Source organism: bacterium (assembly GCA_021372515.1).
Taxonomy (GTDB): domain Bacteria; phylum Gemmatimonadota; class Glassbacteria; order GWA2-58-10; family GWA2-58-10; genus JAJFUG01.
In genome coordinates this window covers 1-14,726 of record JAJFUG010000093.1, presented here as the reverse complement: position 1 = coordinate 14,726, position 14,726 = coordinate 1, and the positions used below count along the sequence as shown (strand labels likewise).

Sequence of the window (14,726 nt, the reverse complement as noted above, 5' to 3'; positions counted from 1 at the left end):
CAGGAACGGGTCAGCCCGGAACTTGAGAGCAAGTACAAGGAGGAATTAAACAAGATGTTCACCGAAAAACTTTCTGTGCCCAAAAGTATCGGGACTTTCATCCTGGCCGGGCTGCGGCTGTTGATCGGGCTGGCCGAGATCGGTGTCGGGGTGTTCGACCGCATCCCGAGCTTCGTGTTCCCCTCGGCCCCCTGCCCGCTTGGAATCCCTTTCGTTCTGCGGTTCCTGCTGGTGGCGGTCGGCCTGTTCCTGATCCTGATGTCCCTTAAGGGCCTGGACCTGGTGCGCCGGGGCGAGATGGACCGCAGCCGGGATGTGAGACACATGGCCTGGCTCAAGTCTTCGCTGGGCTGGACCTCGTCTTTGCTGTTCGTTGCGCTGGGACTGACCGAGTTAATTGCACGTCGCGAGCAGATAGGGATGATCCTTATTACGGGCGCTCTCGTGCTGTTGGTGATATCGGCGCTGCCGCTTTTGTTCTCCAAGATCAACCAGGCCGACCTGGACACGCGCCAGAAACTGCTGGAGATCGAGCTGCGCCTGGCCGCCCTGGATGAGCGCCTGCAGGGTGGAGCTCCCAAGCCCTGAACTTCTGTCCTTCCTTACAGATAACGATCACTGACGATAGTCATCAACCTGAGAGGCTGATGTGAATAGGGTCCTTTGCGCCTATCCCTTGAGGAAACTCCTCCTTCTGACTGCCGCGCTTTACCTGCTGAACCTGCTCACCGGCTGGCTTTTCGAGCCGGGCTTGAGCGTGCCGGGCGCCTCGGCCCTGGCGCTATTTGCCGGGCAGGCCGGGGAGGCCCTGATACAGTCCGTGGTGATCCTGGAGCTGGTCCGGCGCAGCGTATGGCGGGGCGGGCCGTTGGCCTTGGGAGTTTCGCTGGTCCATTTTGGTGTGGTCTCGGCTCTCACCTGGATCGAATCACTCTTTTTCCTCAGCCTGTTCGTGCACAAGATGACCCCGCTGCAGGTGCACCTGGGCCTGGCGCGGGGGCTGGTCACGGCCGCGGCCCTGGGCGCTCTGGCCGCGTCCCTGGCCGGTCCGGCGAGAAATGCAGTTTCGGAAAATCCTGCGGCGGCGGGTCTGCCCGGCCACAAGGTGTTCGGCTGGGTGTTCCGTCTGACCGGGGTGGCCCTGCTGTATGTCGTGATCTTTTTCCTGTTCGGGCTGTTTGTGGCCGTGCCCCTGGCCGGGGAGGAGTTCCACAAGTTCTACGGCGACCTTCAACCCGGGGCCTGGATCCTGTTTCTGGAGGCCGGGCGCGGCCTGGGCTGGGGCCTCGTCGCGGTGCTGATCGTGCGGATGGTGGACCTGGAGCGGAACAAGGCCGCTCTGATGGTTGGCCTTGTTTTCTCGCTCCTGCTGGGGGCCCTGCTGGTGAGCCCCAACCCGATCCTCCAGTCGGACCGTCTGCGCTGGAGCCATTTCGTCGAGATCGTCAGCGAGAATTTCATCTTCGGCTACCTGGCGGTGCGGATTCTGAGCCGAAAGGTTAAGAGCCTCACATCAGCCCCGGCCGCTTGATCGACACTGATTGGCACCGGACAGACCGGAAGGAAGACAAGGAGGAAAACGATATGGCCCTGTGTCCGCATTGCGGCAACCCCGTGACCCTGAACGCGGGCGGCTCGGAGCCGCAGAACGAGGTCCGCCGCGAAAAGAAAGGGTTCATCAAGAAAGAAGTCCTCTACTCCTGCCCGCACTGCGGCAAGGTGCTGGGGCTCGCAGTCTTTTTCGGCGGGCTGCTCACCGGCCGGCCGTAATGCGTTTATAATTTTTCCAACCCGGGAGGTCAAGGTGCCCCTGTCTCGCAGAAACAAGTCCGCTTTAACACCGTCCTGGGCCCTTGTTTTTATACCCGTGTCGGTCTGCCTGTTCGCCATCCTGTCCAATCAGTCTTCCGGAGCCGGGGAAACGGGTTTCAGGTGGTCCCTTGGCGTGGACACCGGCGCGACACGGACAGGCAGGCCGGTCCCGCCGCCCGATACCCTCGCTTGCACCAAGGGGATCGAGGTCCGGATCGACAGGAGCGTCGAAACCGTGGCCATAGTGTTCAACCTGACCGGCAATATCACGGTCGGCCGGCCTTTCGATTCCCCGTTCCGCCAGGCGACCCAGGAGCATTTCGCCTCTTTCGGACACCACTCGGCGGTGGAAACCGCCCGTAGCCTGCTGAGCAAGGGATTCTGGCTGGATGCGATGCTCACGCTCCCGGTCTACTGCTCAGCGTTCCCACAGGCGTCTCTGGAGGCCGACCCGGGGGAGGCCTTCTTCCTGCGCGCCTCCGGCGGCCAGGGAGTCGAGGCGGGTCGGGCGCTGATAGATAAGTTCCTCCAGGACCTGAACAGTTTCTACCGGGAGGCGGAGGTCGATCAATACTTGACCGCCAACGATTCGCTCTACCGGGGCGTGCTGGCCGAGGTGCGTAAAAACCTGCCCCCGCAGCGGCTGATCTGTGTGATGGAGCGTTACTACCGTACGGAGAACCCGGGCTATACCCTGATCCCCTCACCCTTGCTACCATTTTCCAATGGTTTTGGCCTGCGGCGGATGACTGATAGGGGCCCCCTGGCGTTCAACATTTTCGGCCCGCAGGTGAGCCCGAGCGACAAGGAACGTTTCAGGTTCGGCTACGATGCGCCCGAGAGTATCGACGAACTCTGCGTGCACGAGTTCGGCCATTCCTTTGTCAACCCCTGCACCGAAAGCCCAGCCAGCCGGGACGCGATCGACAAATACGCCTTCCTGTACGAGCCGCTCGAAACGGTGATGCGGCAGCAGGGTTATACGAACTGGTGGGTCTGTGTAACCGAGCACCTGGTCCGCCTGGGCGAGATACGGATTTCCTACGCCCTGGGCGACCCGGAGCGAGCCGAGCGGATCAGGAACAGGCACGTGAAAGACCGTAAATTCATCTACCTGCCGGTCCTGGAGGATAGGATCGTGGCCTACGAAAGCTCCCCTGAGCGCTACCCGAGCTTCAAATCCTTCCTGCCCGAGCTGCTCGACACGTTCGGCCGGGTTGAAAAGCCAAGCAGGCTGGACATCCTGGAGGGCCGCCTGTTTTACCGTCTTGTTTACGACTGAAAGCGGCGGCAGAGCCACGGCGGTACCCCCGGGCGCGTATAACGCGCCCCGCACCTGTTTACAAAGCCCGCCCCGGCTGTTATGTTGAAACGGTCATTATTTGCCGATTTCAAACCCCTCTGCGAAAGTGCGTCATGCCCGCTGTCCTGGTGGTGGAAGACAACCGCACGCTGTGCGACGCCCTGGCGATCACCCTGACCAAAATGGGCCTCACAGCCGAGGCGGTCGAAAGCGGCGACCGGGCCCTGGAGTGCCTGCGCCACAAGCGCTACGACCTGGTGATCACCGATTTCAAGCTGCCCGGGGCCAACGGCCTGGAGGTGCTGGAAACGGCCAAGAAGCTTCAGCCCGGGGCGGATGTGATCCTCATCACCGCGTTCGGCTCGGTGGAGCTGGCGGTGGAGGCGATGAAGCTGGGGGCGGTGGATTTCATGACCAAGGGTTTCACGCCCGAGGAGTTCCGTCTGCGGGTGCAGAAAGCCCTGGCCGCCCGGGCGGATGCCGCCGAACGCAGCCGTCTGGCCGAGGAGAACGAGCGTCTGCGCGCCGACTTGGAGGAGGCCGCGGGCCTGGGCCAGATCGTGGGCGAAAGCTCCGCCATGCGCGAGGTGTTCGAGACCCTGGAGCGGGTGGCGGCCACGGACGCCAGCGTGCTGATCACCGGCGAGAGCGGCACCGGCAAGGAGCTGGCCGCCCGCGAGATTCATTTCAAGAGCCCGCGCCGGGACAAGCCCTTTGTCAAGGTGGCCTGCGGGGCGCTGAGCGAAAGCCTGCTGGAGAGCGAGCTGTTCGGCCACGAGAAGGGCGCGTTCACCGGCTCGGTCAAGAGCCGCAAGGGACGCTTCGAGCTGGCCCACGGCGGGACCATTTTCCTGGACGAGATCGGCGACATTTCGGCCACGGTGCAGGTCAAGCTGCTGCGCGTGCTGCAGGAGCGCGAGTTCGAGCGCGTGGGCGGCGAGAAAACCCTGGCCGTGGATGTGCGCCTGGTGAGCGCCACGAACAAGGACCTTAAAGCCGAGGTGCGCGAGGGACGGTTCCGGGAGGACCTGTTCTTCCGCCTCCATGTTGTACCGCTGCACATGCCGGCCCTGCGCGAGCGCGAGGGCGACATCCCCCTGCTGGCCCGTAACCTGGCGGCCAAGGTCTGCCGGCGGATGAACCGTCCCACGATGCCTATCGGTCGGGATGCCCTGGAGGCGCTTTCCGTCTACGCCTGGCCGGGCAACGTGCGGGAGCTGGAGAACGTGATCGAGCGGGCCATCGTCCTCTGCCGCGGCGAGAGCCTCACCGCCGTGGACCTTCCCCCCCTGGCCGAAAGCGGCCTCGACCTGCGCCTTCCCGCCGCCGGCAGCCTGGACCTGACCGCCACGCTGGAGGACATCGAGCGCCGCATCATCGGCCAGGCCTTCCGCCGCAACGGCGGCAACAAGACCCAGACCGCGCGCTGCCTGGGGATCAATACCAGCACATTGTATTACAAGCTCGAGAAATACGGGCTTATCGAGCCCGGCGGCAACTGAAAGCGCACACCATATGTAGTGTCGCTTTTTTCTTTGCACTACATCTGGTGCGATTCTGTAATTTGTTAGTACTCGGCCAGTTATCTGCCGCAATTAAGACAGTGTCTAACTTGACAAGCTTTTGAGGCCGCTTGTAACTTAGAGCGGAGTATTGAGGAAGCGTCTCGCCTCTTATTCCCCTACTAATATGAAAATCAACGGCTTACCTTTCTGTCGCCCATCCGCCAGGTTACAGTTGCGCGGGAATGTCTTGCCCGGTGGGGTTTTTGTCGCCGGGGCCCGCGGGAAACGGAGGTGATTTTGTCCGTGGAGCACATTTTCTTCAGCGGCGAGTACCAGGTTGCCGACCCGTATCTAAATCTGGAAAGCGGGACTTTGCCCGCTGCGCTGGTCATGGACAGCAACATGCTGTACGGGGACGGCATCTTCGAGGGGATACGCATATACGACGGGCGGATATTCAAGCTTGCCGAGCACCTGGAGCGCCTTTGGCGCTCGGCCGGGTACATGCGTATCGAGCTGCCATACAGCCGTGAGGAACTGACCGGCATCCTGAAGACCCTGGGCCGCAAGAACGATCTGCGCGGCGGAGGCTATATCCGGCTGGTGGTGACCCGCGGCCGCCGTCACGACCTGGGCATAAACCCGCTCAAGGTGGGAAAGCCCACCACGTTCATCATCGCGCGCAGCCTGCAGCTCTACCCGAAGGAGTTCTACGAGAAGGGCCTGAGCATAATCACGGCCCGGACACGGCGCACCCCGCCGGCGTGCGTGAACCCCAACGTGAAGACCTGCAACTATGTGAACAATATTATGGCCGTGATGGAGGCCAACGACGCCGGGGTTCCGGAGGTGATGCTTCTGACCACGGCTGGACATGTTTGCGAGCTGAGCGCGGACAACCTGTTTATCGTGCGGGAGGGCCGGGTGCTGACTCCGCCGGTGGACAACATTCTGGTGGGGGTGACCCGCAACACGATCCTTTCCCTCTGCTCCAGGCTGGGCCTGAGCGCCGCCGAGGCCACATTCGGGCCGGAGGTGGTGCGCCAGGCGGAGGAGGTTTTCCTGACCGGCAGCGGCGCCGAGGTAGTGCCGGTGGTGAGCGTGGATGGACACCCGGTGGCGGACGGCCGTCCGGGTGCGTTGACCCGCAGAATTCTGGCCGCTTTCCGGGAAGAGGTTGCCGACCCCGGACAGAGCGTGCCCATTTTCGACTGAGGAGACAAGCTTTGACACAGGAACATACGGCCCAGCAGATCTGGGAAATGATCCTGAACGAATGCACTAAATGCATGAGCCAGCAGACAATCAGCACCTGGCTCAACCCCAGCCGGGCGGTGAGTCTGGTCGAGAGCGGCCTGACCGTGGAGCTCAAGAACAAGTTCAGCGCCTACTACGTGGAGCAGAACTACCAGAAGACCCTGAACGATGTGGCCGTGGGCCTGCTCGAGCGACCTTTCGAGGTGAGTTTCATTTTCAAGGACCAGGGGAAGGACCAGATCGACCTCTGGAGTTTCACCGAGGAGGAGAGTCCGGGTAACGGCGGCAAGCCGGAGTCCCAGCCGACCGGTGGCAGGAAAAAAGCCGGCGGCTGCGGGGATAAAGCGGACGGCCGTCTGATCGGCTGCCTCAACCCGCGCTACACGTTCGAGGATTTCGTGGTGGGCAAGAACAGCCAGTTCGCCCACGCCGCGGCGCAGAGCGTGGCCGAGGCGCCCTCGGCCCGCTACAACCCGCTGTTCATCTACGGCGGGGTGGGCCTGGGCAAGACCCACATCATGCAGGCCATCGGGCACAGCCTGCTGGCCAGCAGCAAGCACAAAAACCTGCGCATCTGCTACATCTCGGCCGAGGAATTCCTGAACGAGCTGATTGTGGCGATCAAGAGCGGCGCCACGATGGAGTTCCGGAACCGCTACCGCAGCATGGACGTGCTGCTGATGGACGACATCGAGTTCCTGTCCAAGAAGGAGGGCACGCAGGAGGAGTTTTTCCACACCTTCAACGCCCTGTACGAGAACCAGAAACAGATCGTGATGACCTCCGACCGTCCGCCGCGCGAGATACACCACCTGGAGGAGCGGCTGCGCAGCCGCTTCCAGTGGGGCTTGGTGGCGGACATCCAGGCGCCGGAGTTCGAGACCCGTATAGCGATCCTGCGCAAAAAAAGCGAGTACAGCCGACTGCTGATCCCGCAGAACGTGCTCGAATTCATCGCCGAGAACATCACCAGCAACGTGCGTCTGCTGGAGGGCTCGCTGCATTACCTGAAACACTACAGCGACACCCAGAAAAGCACGATCAACCTCGACCTGGCCGGTCGCGTGCTGAAAAACATCTTCGAGCAGGAGACCAGCCACATCGGTCTGGAAAGCATTTTCAAGGTAGTGTCGGATGATTTCGGCGTAGGGGAGAGTGCGCTCGTTTCGGCCAAGCGCACCAAGAGCTTCGTCGAGCCGCGCCAGGTGGCGATGTTCCTGTGCAGCAAGCTTACCAAGATGTCCACGACCGAGATCGCCGAGAAATTCCGTCGCAAGGACCACACCACGGTGCTGCACGCCTGCCGCAAGATTGGCCAGCGCCTGGAGTGCGACCAGGATTTCCGTGAGCGGGTCGACAGCTTGACCGTGCGTCTGCGCGACCGGAAGAGCGTCTGAAAAACCTATGGATAACACCGGGATAATCTGTGGATAACCCGGCGGCTAAGGGCACGGTTTTCCACAGCGATATTTTTGCCTGTGTACAACTCCAAACCCGAAATATCATTTTTCCACAGTTTTTTTCTTCCAGTGGCGCGTTCAAACTGATAGATTGAAGCATGGTTGCCGGGTTGTCCACATCGTCCACAGGCTGTACTGTCTGGTAATATATTTTTCTTTAAAATAAAGAGATTATAACTACCGTCTGAGCTGCATCCATCGCGGGAGGCTGAAACATGAAAATAAGCGTGACCAAGGAAAACCTTCTCCACGCGGTCAGCGCACTGAACAGCATCGTCCCGGCCAAGAGCACGATGCCCATCCTGTACAATATCCTGCTGGAGGCCACCGGGCAGCCGGAGGGAAAGCTGCGCCTGATCGGGACCGACCTCGACATCTCGCTCAGCGTGAGTATCGCCGCTACGGTCAAGGAGCCGGGCGGCCTGACCATCCCGGCCAAGAAACTGGGCGAGATCGTGCGTGAGCTGCCCAACAGCCCGATCATGATTGAGCAGGATGGCGAACGGGCGCGCATTATTTGCGAAAAGAGCAGCTTTGTCCTGCCCGGCATGCCACGCAGCGATTTTCCGGCGTTCCCGGAGAAAGCTTTCGACGGAGCTTTCAAGATCGCCCACGCGGTGATCGGCAGGCTCGTGGGGGCCACCAGCTACGCGGTGAGCCACGATGACGACCGCCCGACCCTCAAGGGCGTGCTCTGGGAGATCGGCCCGGAGGAAAGCTCCATGGTCAGCACCAACGGCCACCGTCTGGCCAAGATGGTCTGCCGGGACAAGTTCGAGCTCAAGGAGAAAATCTCGGTCATAGTGCCGCCCAAGGCATTGGAGATGGTGGACAAGCTGCTGGAGTCGGAGAGCATGGCCGAGGTCATCCTGGACCGCAACCACCTGGGCATCCGCTCCAACAGCATCATCATTTTCAGCCGTCTGATCGAGGGCAACTACCCGAACTACGAGCAGGTGATACCGTTCTACAACGACCGGGTGGCGATAATCGACACGGCGCGCCTGATCGAGGCCCTGCGCCGCATGCTGATCCTGGCCAACAGCGTCACCCACCGCATCCGTCTGAAATTCGAGGACGGCGGCCTCAACATCTCCGCCCGCACCGAGGAACTGGGCGAGGGTGAGGAGGTGTTGGAGGTGGACTACAAGCACGAGCCGCTGGAAATCTATTTCAACGGCAACTACCTGCTGGATGTGCTCAAGTACATCGAGGGCGACCAGATCAAGATGTGCATGCAGACCAGCGAGTCGGGCATCCTGCTGGTGCCCGCGGCCGAGAGCGAGAGCCAGCGCTACCTGAACGTGATAATGCCACTCAAGGTGACTGAGTGAGTCTGGCTGAAGGCAAAGGATTGTAATCAATTCATTATCAGTAGGATAAGAGGGGGTGACAGAGGCTGTCGCCCCCTCTTTTTCTGTGCGCTGCGGCAGAGGGATTTTATAAATGTAATTATAATGCACCCCTCGAAGTTTAAGCTTGCCTCAAAACCATGCGATTATTATATTTAGTGCGATTTTTCAGGCCCTTTCGCGACCCTGACCTCCAGGCCCGAAGTGAAAATCGAGCACCTCAGACTGAGCCGCTTCCGCAACCTCGAGGACAACGACCTGAGCTTCCACGAGCGCGGCCACCTGATCATCGGGGACAACGGACAGGGCAAGACCAACCTGCTGGAGGCACTCCACTACCTGACAGTGCTCAGGTCGTTCCGCAGCCAGCAGGACCGCGAGTGCATCCGGTTCGGCGAGGAGACGTTCCACCTGGAGGGCGGCTGGCTGGAGGAGGACGGAGGCCGGGGCACCCTGGCGGTGGGCTGCTCGCGCCAGCGCAAGAAAGTGAGCCTGGCCGGCCGCGAGGTTCCTGCGGTCAGCGAGGCTTTCGGACAGTTCAAGAGCGTGCTGCTCACCCCGGAGGACATCGGCATCGTGCGCCAGGGGCCCTCCGAGCGGCGGCGGCACCTGGATGTCCTGCTCTCGATAGTTTCTCCGCTGTACCTTGAAAAGCTGAAGCGCTACCGCAAGGCCCTGGCCAGCCGCAACGTGCTTCTGCGGCGCACTCCTTTCAGCGAGGAGCAGATGGAGCCCTGGGAGCGCCAGATGGCCGAAAGCGGGGCCTGGCTGATCACCCGGCGGCGCGAGTGGCTGGAGAAACTGGCCCCGGAGTACGAGCGACTTTTCGAAAGGCTGAGCGGCGGCGAGCGCGGCAGCCTGGGCTATTACAACTCGTTGCTCGCCCGCCACTGCCCGGAGGGGCAGAGCGCGGACACGGAGCTTATCGCCTCGGTGTTCGCCGAGCGGATGAAAAAGCGCCGCCCGGTGGAGCGTGAGCGCGGCCTCACCCTGAGCGGCCCCCAGACCGATGAGGTCCTGTTCGCCATCGAGGGCCAGCCGCTCCGCAATTTTGGCAGCCAGGGCCAGCAGCGCACCGCGGTGATCTGCCTCAAGATGTCGGAGGCCGTGTTGCTGGGCCGCGAGCTGGGCGTGCGGCCGGTGCTGCTGCTGGATGACATTTTCGCCGAGCTTGACCTTCACCGCAGCCTGCGCCTTCTGGAGGAACTGGTCGAGAGCCACCAGAGCTTTATCACCGCGCCGCGCAAGGAAGCGGTGTTCGAGCGCCTGGGGCACCTGCCGGTCAAGTTCATCCGCCGTGGCTCAGTGCTGGACGGTTGAAATACACAGGCTTTTTCGAAAGGGAGAAACCGCTCGTGAAACTGAATTTTGCAACACTGGTCTATTTTTCCCCGACCGGGACCACCCGTAGAGTCCTGGAGGCCATTGCTGCTGGGCTGGGCTGCGATAATCCCGCGCGGGTCGACCTGACCCCGGCCACGGCCGACCACATGCCAGCGGTCGAATTGGACAGCCGGTTGACCGTAATCGGCGTGCCGGTTTACTCCGGGCGGGTCCCGGCCGTAGCGGTGCGGCGCTTAGGCCGGATCAAGGCGCACGGCGCCCCGGTCGTGCTGGTGGTGGTCTACGGCAACCGGGAATTCGAGGACGCCCTGCGCGAGCTGAAAGACCTGGCCGCGAAGGCCGGGTTCAAGACTGTCGCCGCCGGGGCTTTTATCGGGGAGCACTCGTTTTCCTCCGAAAAGCAGCCGCTTGCCGCCGGACGGCCGGATGAGCGGGACCTTGCAGCGGCGGTCGATTTCGGCGCTCAGGTCCGCCGCCGGGTAATCGAAGCCGAGTCAGTGGAACAGATACCCGCTCCTCAAGTGCCTGGTAATTTCCCCTATATCGAGCGCGACCGGCTGACCGGTATCGCTCCAGTTTCTCTGGCGGACAGCTGCACAGAATGTGGAACATGCGCCTCTGTCTGCCCGGTGGAGGCGATCATCGTGGGGCCGGAAGCGGCGACCGACACGGCAAGTTGCATCCTCTGCTGCGCCTGTGTCCGGGCCTGCGCCTCCGGCGCCAGGGTAATGCAGGACGGCAAGTTCGAGTTTGTCACCAATTGGCTCGCCACCAATTGCAGCGTACGCAAGACGCCGGTGACCTTTCTGTAAGGTTGTCGCTTGAACCCCGCCCGGAGGGCCGGATGCCGAAGCCTGGGAAAAAAGAGCCGGAGCGGATCAGAAATATACTCGGCTCGGTGCTGGATAAAGCCTCCGGCAGCCGGGAGCACCGCCCCGAGAGCGTGGCCGCGGTGGCAGCCTGGCCGTCTCTCGTGGGGCCGCGCCTGGCCGCGGTGACCCGGGCGGTGAGCCTGGAGGACGGCCGGCTGATAGTGGAGGCCAGCGCCCCGGCCTGGAAACAGGAGCTGCTGCTGGTCAAGCACAAGTTGCTTAAAGCCCTGAACGAGCGCATGGGAGCGTCCCTGGCAGGGGACATGGTCATAAACGTGAGGGATTATCCGAAATGACACAGGACGAGAAGAACGAGAAGGCGAAAGATTACGGCGCAGTGAACATCCAGGTCCTCAAGGGCCTGGAGGCGGTGCGCAAGCGTCCGGGCATGTACATCGGCTCCACCGGCCAGCGCGGCCTGCACCACCTGGTCTACGAGGTGGTGGACAACTCGATCGACGAGGCCCTGGCCGGGTTCTGCGCCAACATCGAGATCGAGATCCGTCCGGGCAACGTGGTGAGTGTCTCCGATGACGGCCGCGGCATACCGGTGGACATCCACCCCACCGAGAAACTGCCGGGTGTGGAGGTCGCCATGACCATGCTGCACGCCGGAGGCAAGTTCGACCGCGCCTCGTACAAGGTCTCGGGCGGTCTGCACGGCGTGGGCGTCTCCGTGGTCAACGCCCTGTCCGAGTGGCTGGAGGTGGAGGTCAGCCGCGACGGCAAGGTCTACCACCAGCGCTACGCACGCGGGCTGAAAAACACCGACCTGCGCGAGATCGGCAAGAACAAGCGCACCGGCACCCGGGTCACTTTCCTGCCCGACAGCCTGATCTTCGACACCATCGAGTTCGATTTCGACGGCCTGGCCAGCCGGTTCCGCGAGCTGGCCTACCTGAACGCCGGCATCCGTATCCTGTTCAGCGACCTGCGCAACGGCGACAAGCGACGCGAGGTCTACCAGTTCAACGGCGGGATCAAGTCGTTCGTCGAGTACCTGAGCGAGGCGAAAAAACCGCTGCACAAGCCGGTGACGATCTACAAAGAGGTGGGCACCAGCATCGTCGAGGTCGCCCTGCAGTACACCGAGAGCTACAGCGAGACTTTCTACTCCTATGTCAACAACATCAACACCCACGAGGGCGGCACGCACCTGATCGGGTTCAAAAGCGCCCTGACCCGCACGCTCAACGACTACGCCAAGAAAAACAACCTGCTCAAGAAAGCCGATTTCACCCTGAGCGGGGATGACGTGCGCGAGGGCCTGACCGGCGTGATCTCGGTCAAGATGATCGACCCGCAGTTCGAGGGCCAGACCAAGACCAAGCTGGGCAACAGCGAGATCAAGGGCCTGGTCGAGAGCGTGGTCAACGAACAGCTCGCCATCCAGCTCGAGGAGAACCCCTCCATCGCGCGCCGGGTGATCGAGAAAGCGGTCAACGCCGCCCAGGCGCGCGAGGCGGCGCGCAAGGCCCGTGACCTGACCCGCCGCAAGAACGCCATGGAAAGCTCGGGCCTGCCCGGCAAGCTGGCCGACTGCTCGATCAACGATCCGAAACTGTGCGAAATCTACCTGGTGGAGGGCGACAGCGCCGGTGGCTCGGCCAAGATGGGCCGTGACCGCCGCAACCAGGCCATCCTGCCGCTCAGGGGCAAGATCCTGAACGTGGAGAAAGCCCGGCTGCACAAGATCCTCTCCAACGAGGAAATCCGCACCATGATCACCGCGATCGGCACGGGCGTGGGCGAGGAGGATTTCAACCTGGAGAACGCCCGCTACCACAAGATCATAATCATGACCGATGCCGACGTGGACGGGGCGCACATCCGGATTCTGCTGCTCACGTTCTTTTTCCGCTACATGCGCGAGCTGATCAACCAGGGCATGGTCTACATCGCGCAGCCGCCGCTGTTCCGGGTGTTCAAGGGCAACCAGGAGTTCTACGCCTACAACGAGCCGGAGCGCGCCCAGTACGTGAAGCGCCTGGGCGGGGAAAAGGTGAACATCCAGCGCTACAAGGGCCTGGGCGAGATGAACCCCGACCAGCTCTGGAAGACCACCATGGACCCGGAGACCCGCACCATCCTGCAGGTTAAGATGGACGAGGCGATGGAGGCGGACCGGCTTTTCACCGAGCTGATGGGTGACGAGGTGGAGCCGCGCCGCCAGTTCATCGAGAAGAACGCGCGCTACGTGACGAACCTGGATATCTGATTCAAACCGGAGGCGGCCCTATGGTACGCATCGCGGTGGACAGGGACAGGATAGAGGCTTTCTGCCGGAAGAACCATATCAGGAGGTTTGCGTTTTTCGGGTCGGTCCTGCGGAAGGATTTCAAGCCCGACAGCGATGTGGATGTGCTGGTGGAGTTTGAGCCGGGTGCGGCCCCCGGACTTTTCGGTGTAGCGCGCCTGGAAAGGGAACTGAGCGGTCTGTTCGAGGGGCGCCGGGTGGACTTGCGCACCCCGGAGGATTTGAGCCGCTATTTCCGCTGTGCTGTGCAGCAGGAAGCCGAGGTGCTGTATGCACAGGAATGACCTCATCCGCTTGCACCACATTCTGGATGCGGCCCGGGAGGCAGGTGTGTCTGAAGCTGGTGAAAATCCAGACACCGCTGGACATACTCTTATACACGCACGACGACCTGAACTACTGGAAGAATGTCAGGCAATCCTTTGCCGCGTCCGTGTTGCGTGAAGGGGTGGTGATATATGGGGATTCTTTGTAATTATGAATAATTAGGTTAAGAGGGCACTTGTAATGCCGAGGTGTTCATGACCTATGAATACAAAGAGTATCCAAAGTACATGTACCACCATAAACTTGCGCCGAAGGGAAAAGTTTTCAATAATGAGTAAGAAACTAAGGGACTTGGAAGAGGGTGGGTAGATACACCTGCAAAATTTCCTAAACCAGGATGGCTGAAAAGAAAGCTGCCATCTGCCAAGGAATTGTGGTTACAATTCCAATGGTTGTTTGCTGCGCTGGCGGTGGTGATTGGTATAATAGTAGGATTATTAACAATTTACGAAAAGATATTCAAGTCGTAATGGAAATAATTTTATGAACTTTCCGGCCGCAAAGTTTGTCTGAATAACAGACGGACATGCTTTGCGAAAATAGTCTCGTCCTTCGTGATAATAATGTGGCCTCTTCCCGGACCGACCGGGAGAAATCCGCTGTGAGCGAAAGGACATCCCGCCATGAAAGCCCTGATCCTGTTCGCCCTCTGGTGTATCCTGTTCGTGCTGTCCTGGCCGTTGGCCCTTCTGGCTCTGCTGCTGTTACCCCTGGTCTGGCTGATCTCACTTCCGCTTCGGCTTGTCGGCATTACCGTGGGGGCGCTTTTTGCCCTGGTCAAAGCCGTGCTGTTCCTTCCCGCGCGCATTCTTGGCTGGCGTCCGGCCCGTTGAGCGCGGCTTAGTCCCTTCCGGCTTTCTACTTTCCGGACGCGGCTTGTTGTCAGTCTCAGTCCAGGGCTGTTCTGTCTTTTCCGCACGATAGAAGCGCTTGTAGCCCTGATCGCCGCCGGGCTCGGCTTTCCCGCGCCGGTCCCGGGACGGCGTATGGCCCGCCGGGCGAGTCTTAGTCCCTTCCGGCTTTCCTCTTCCCGGGCGCGGCTTGTTGTCAGTCTCGGCCCAGGGTTGTTCTGTCTTTTCCGCACGATAGAAACGCTTGTAGCCCTGATCGCTGCCCGACTCGGCTTTCCCGCGCGTGTCCTGGGCTGGCGACCGGCCCGCTGAGCGAGTCTTAGTCCCTTCCGGCTTTCCTCTTCCCGGGCGCGGCTTGTTGTCAGTCTCAGTCCAAGGCTGTTCTG

The 14,726-nt window shown here is 61.3% G+C and carries 14 protein-coding genes; all 14 read left to right on the top strand.

The window, feature by feature from the left end; genetic code table 11:
* The coding region (locus LLH00_09345; GenBank protein MCE5271472.1) for a hypothetical protein at window positions 1-588 on the top strand (588 nt) is incomplete at its 5' end.
* A 61-nt stretch (window positions 589-649) separates the two neighbouring features.
* Window positions 650-1,531 (top strand): hypothetical protein, encoded by an 882-nt coding sequence (locus tag LLH00_09340; protein ID MCE5271471.1) that lies wholly within the window; start codon window positions 650-652, stop codon window positions 1,529-1,531.
* 53 nt (window positions 1,532-1,584) lie between these two features.
* Window positions 1,585-1,770 (top strand): hypothetical protein, encoded by a 186-nt coding sequence (locus LLH00_09335; GenBank protein ID MCE5271470.1) that lies wholly within the window; start codon window positions 1,585-1,587, stop codon window positions 1,768-1,770.
* A 175-nt stretch (window positions 1,771-1,945) separates the two neighbouring features.
* Window positions 1,946-3,094: a DUF4932 domain-containing protein gene (locus LLH00_09330; GenBank protein ID MCE5271469.1), complete on the top strand. Its 1,149-nt coding sequence runs from the start codon at window positions 1,946-1,948 to the stop codon at window positions 3,092-3,094.
* A gap of 134 nt (window positions 3,095-3,228) precedes the next feature.
* Window positions 3,229-4,617, top strand: a complete 1,389-nt coding sequence (locus tag LLH00_09325; protein MCE5271468.1) for a sigma-54 dependent transcriptional regulator — start codon at window positions 3,229-3,231, stop codon at window positions 4,615-4,617.
* Between the two features lie 306 nt (window positions 4,618-4,923).
* A complete protein-coding gene (locus tag LLH00_09320) occupies window positions 4,924-5,835 on the top strand; it encodes an aminotransferase class IV (GenBank protein ID MCE5271467.1) in 912 nt (303 codons plus the stop codon).
* A gap of 11 nt (window positions 5,836-5,846) precedes the next feature.
* Window positions 5,847-7,274, top strand: coding sequence for a chromosomal replication initiator protein DnaA (dnaA, locus tag LLH00_09315; protein MCE5271466.1), 1,428 nt, complete (start codon window positions 5,847-5,849; stop codon window positions 7,272-7,274).
* Window positions 7,275-7,552: 278 nt separating this feature from the next.
* Window positions 7,553-8,671: a DNA polymerase III subunit beta gene (gene dnaN / locus LLH00_09310; protein ID MCE5271465.1), complete on the top strand. Its 1,119-nt coding sequence runs from the start codon at window positions 7,553-7,555 to the stop codon at window positions 8,669-8,671.
* Window positions 8,672-8,893: 222 nt separating this feature from the next.
* Window positions 8,894-10,009, top strand: coding sequence for a DNA replication and repair protein RecF (recF, locus tag LLH00_09305; protein ID MCE5271464.1), 1,116 nt, complete (start codon window positions 8,894-8,896; stop codon window positions 10,007-10,009).
* Between the two features lie 35 nt (window positions 10,010-10,044).
* On the top strand, window positions 10,045-10,845 hold the full coding sequence (locus LLH00_09300) for a 4Fe-4S binding protein (GenBank protein MCE5271463.1): 801 nt from the start codon (window positions 10,045-10,047) through the stop codon (window positions 10,843-10,845).
* Between the two features lie 32 nt (window positions 10,846-10,877).
* Window positions 10,878-11,201 carry a DUF721 domain-containing protein gene (locus LLH00_09295; GenBank protein MCE5271462.1) on the top strand — a complete coding sequence of 108 codons (324 nt, stop codon included), beginning with the start codon at window positions 10,878-10,880 and terminating at the stop codon, window positions 11,199-11,201.
* Window positions 11,198-13,123: a DNA topoisomerase (ATP-hydrolyzing) subunit B gene (gyrB, locus tag LLH00_09290; protein ID MCE5271461.1), complete on the top strand. Its 1,926-nt coding sequence runs from the start codon at window positions 11,198-11,200 to the stop codon at window positions 13,121-13,123. Before LLH00_09295 ends, gyrB begins: the two co-directional genes overlap by 4 nt.
* Before the next feature lie 20 nt (window positions 13,124-13,143).
* Window positions 13,144-13,446: a nucleotidyltransferase family protein gene (locus LLH00_09285; protein MCE5271460.1), complete on the top strand. Its 303-nt coding sequence runs from the start codon at window positions 13,144-13,146 to the stop codon at window positions 13,444-13,446.
* A gap of 666 nt (window positions 13,447-14,112) precedes the next feature.
* Window positions 14,113-14,322, top strand: coding sequence for a hypothetical protein (locus LLH00_09280; protein ID MCE5271459.1), 210 nt, complete (start codon window positions 14,113-14,115; stop codon window positions 14,320-14,322).
* The last annotated feature ends 404 nt before the right edge of the window (window positions 14,323-14,726 follow it).

What these genes read in the sequence shown, in the direction of transcription:
- LLH00_09295 (MCE5271462.1), top strand. Translation starts at nt 10,878, where the DNA reads ATGCCGAAGCCTGGGAAAAAAGAGCCGGAGCGGATCAGAAATATACTC.
- LLH00_09325 (MCE5271468.1), top strand. Translation starts at nt 3,229, where the DNA reads ATGCCCGCTGTCCTGGTGGTGGAAGACAACCGCACGCTGTGCGACGCC.
- LLH00_09285 (MCE5271460.1), top strand. Translation starts at nt 13,144, where the DNA reads ATGGTACGCATCGCGGTGGACAGGGACAGGATAGAGGCTTTCTGCCGG.
- dnaN (MCE5271465.1), top strand. Translation starts at nt 7,553, where the DNA reads ATGAAAATAAGCGTGACCAAGGAAAACCTTCTCCACGCGGTCAGCGCA.
- LLH00_09335 (MCE5271470.1), top strand. Translation starts at nt 1,585, where the DNA reads ATGGCCCTGTGTCCGCATTGCGGCAACCCCGTGACCCTGAACGCGGGC.
- LLH00_09280 (MCE5271459.1), top strand. Translation starts at nt 14,113, where the DNA reads ATGAAAGCCCTGATCCTGTTCGCCCTCTGGTGTATCCTGTTCGTGCTG.
- gyrB (MCE5271461.1), top strand. Translation starts at nt 11,198, where the DNA reads ATGACACAGGACGAGAAGAACGAGAAGGCGAAAGATTACGGCGCAGTG.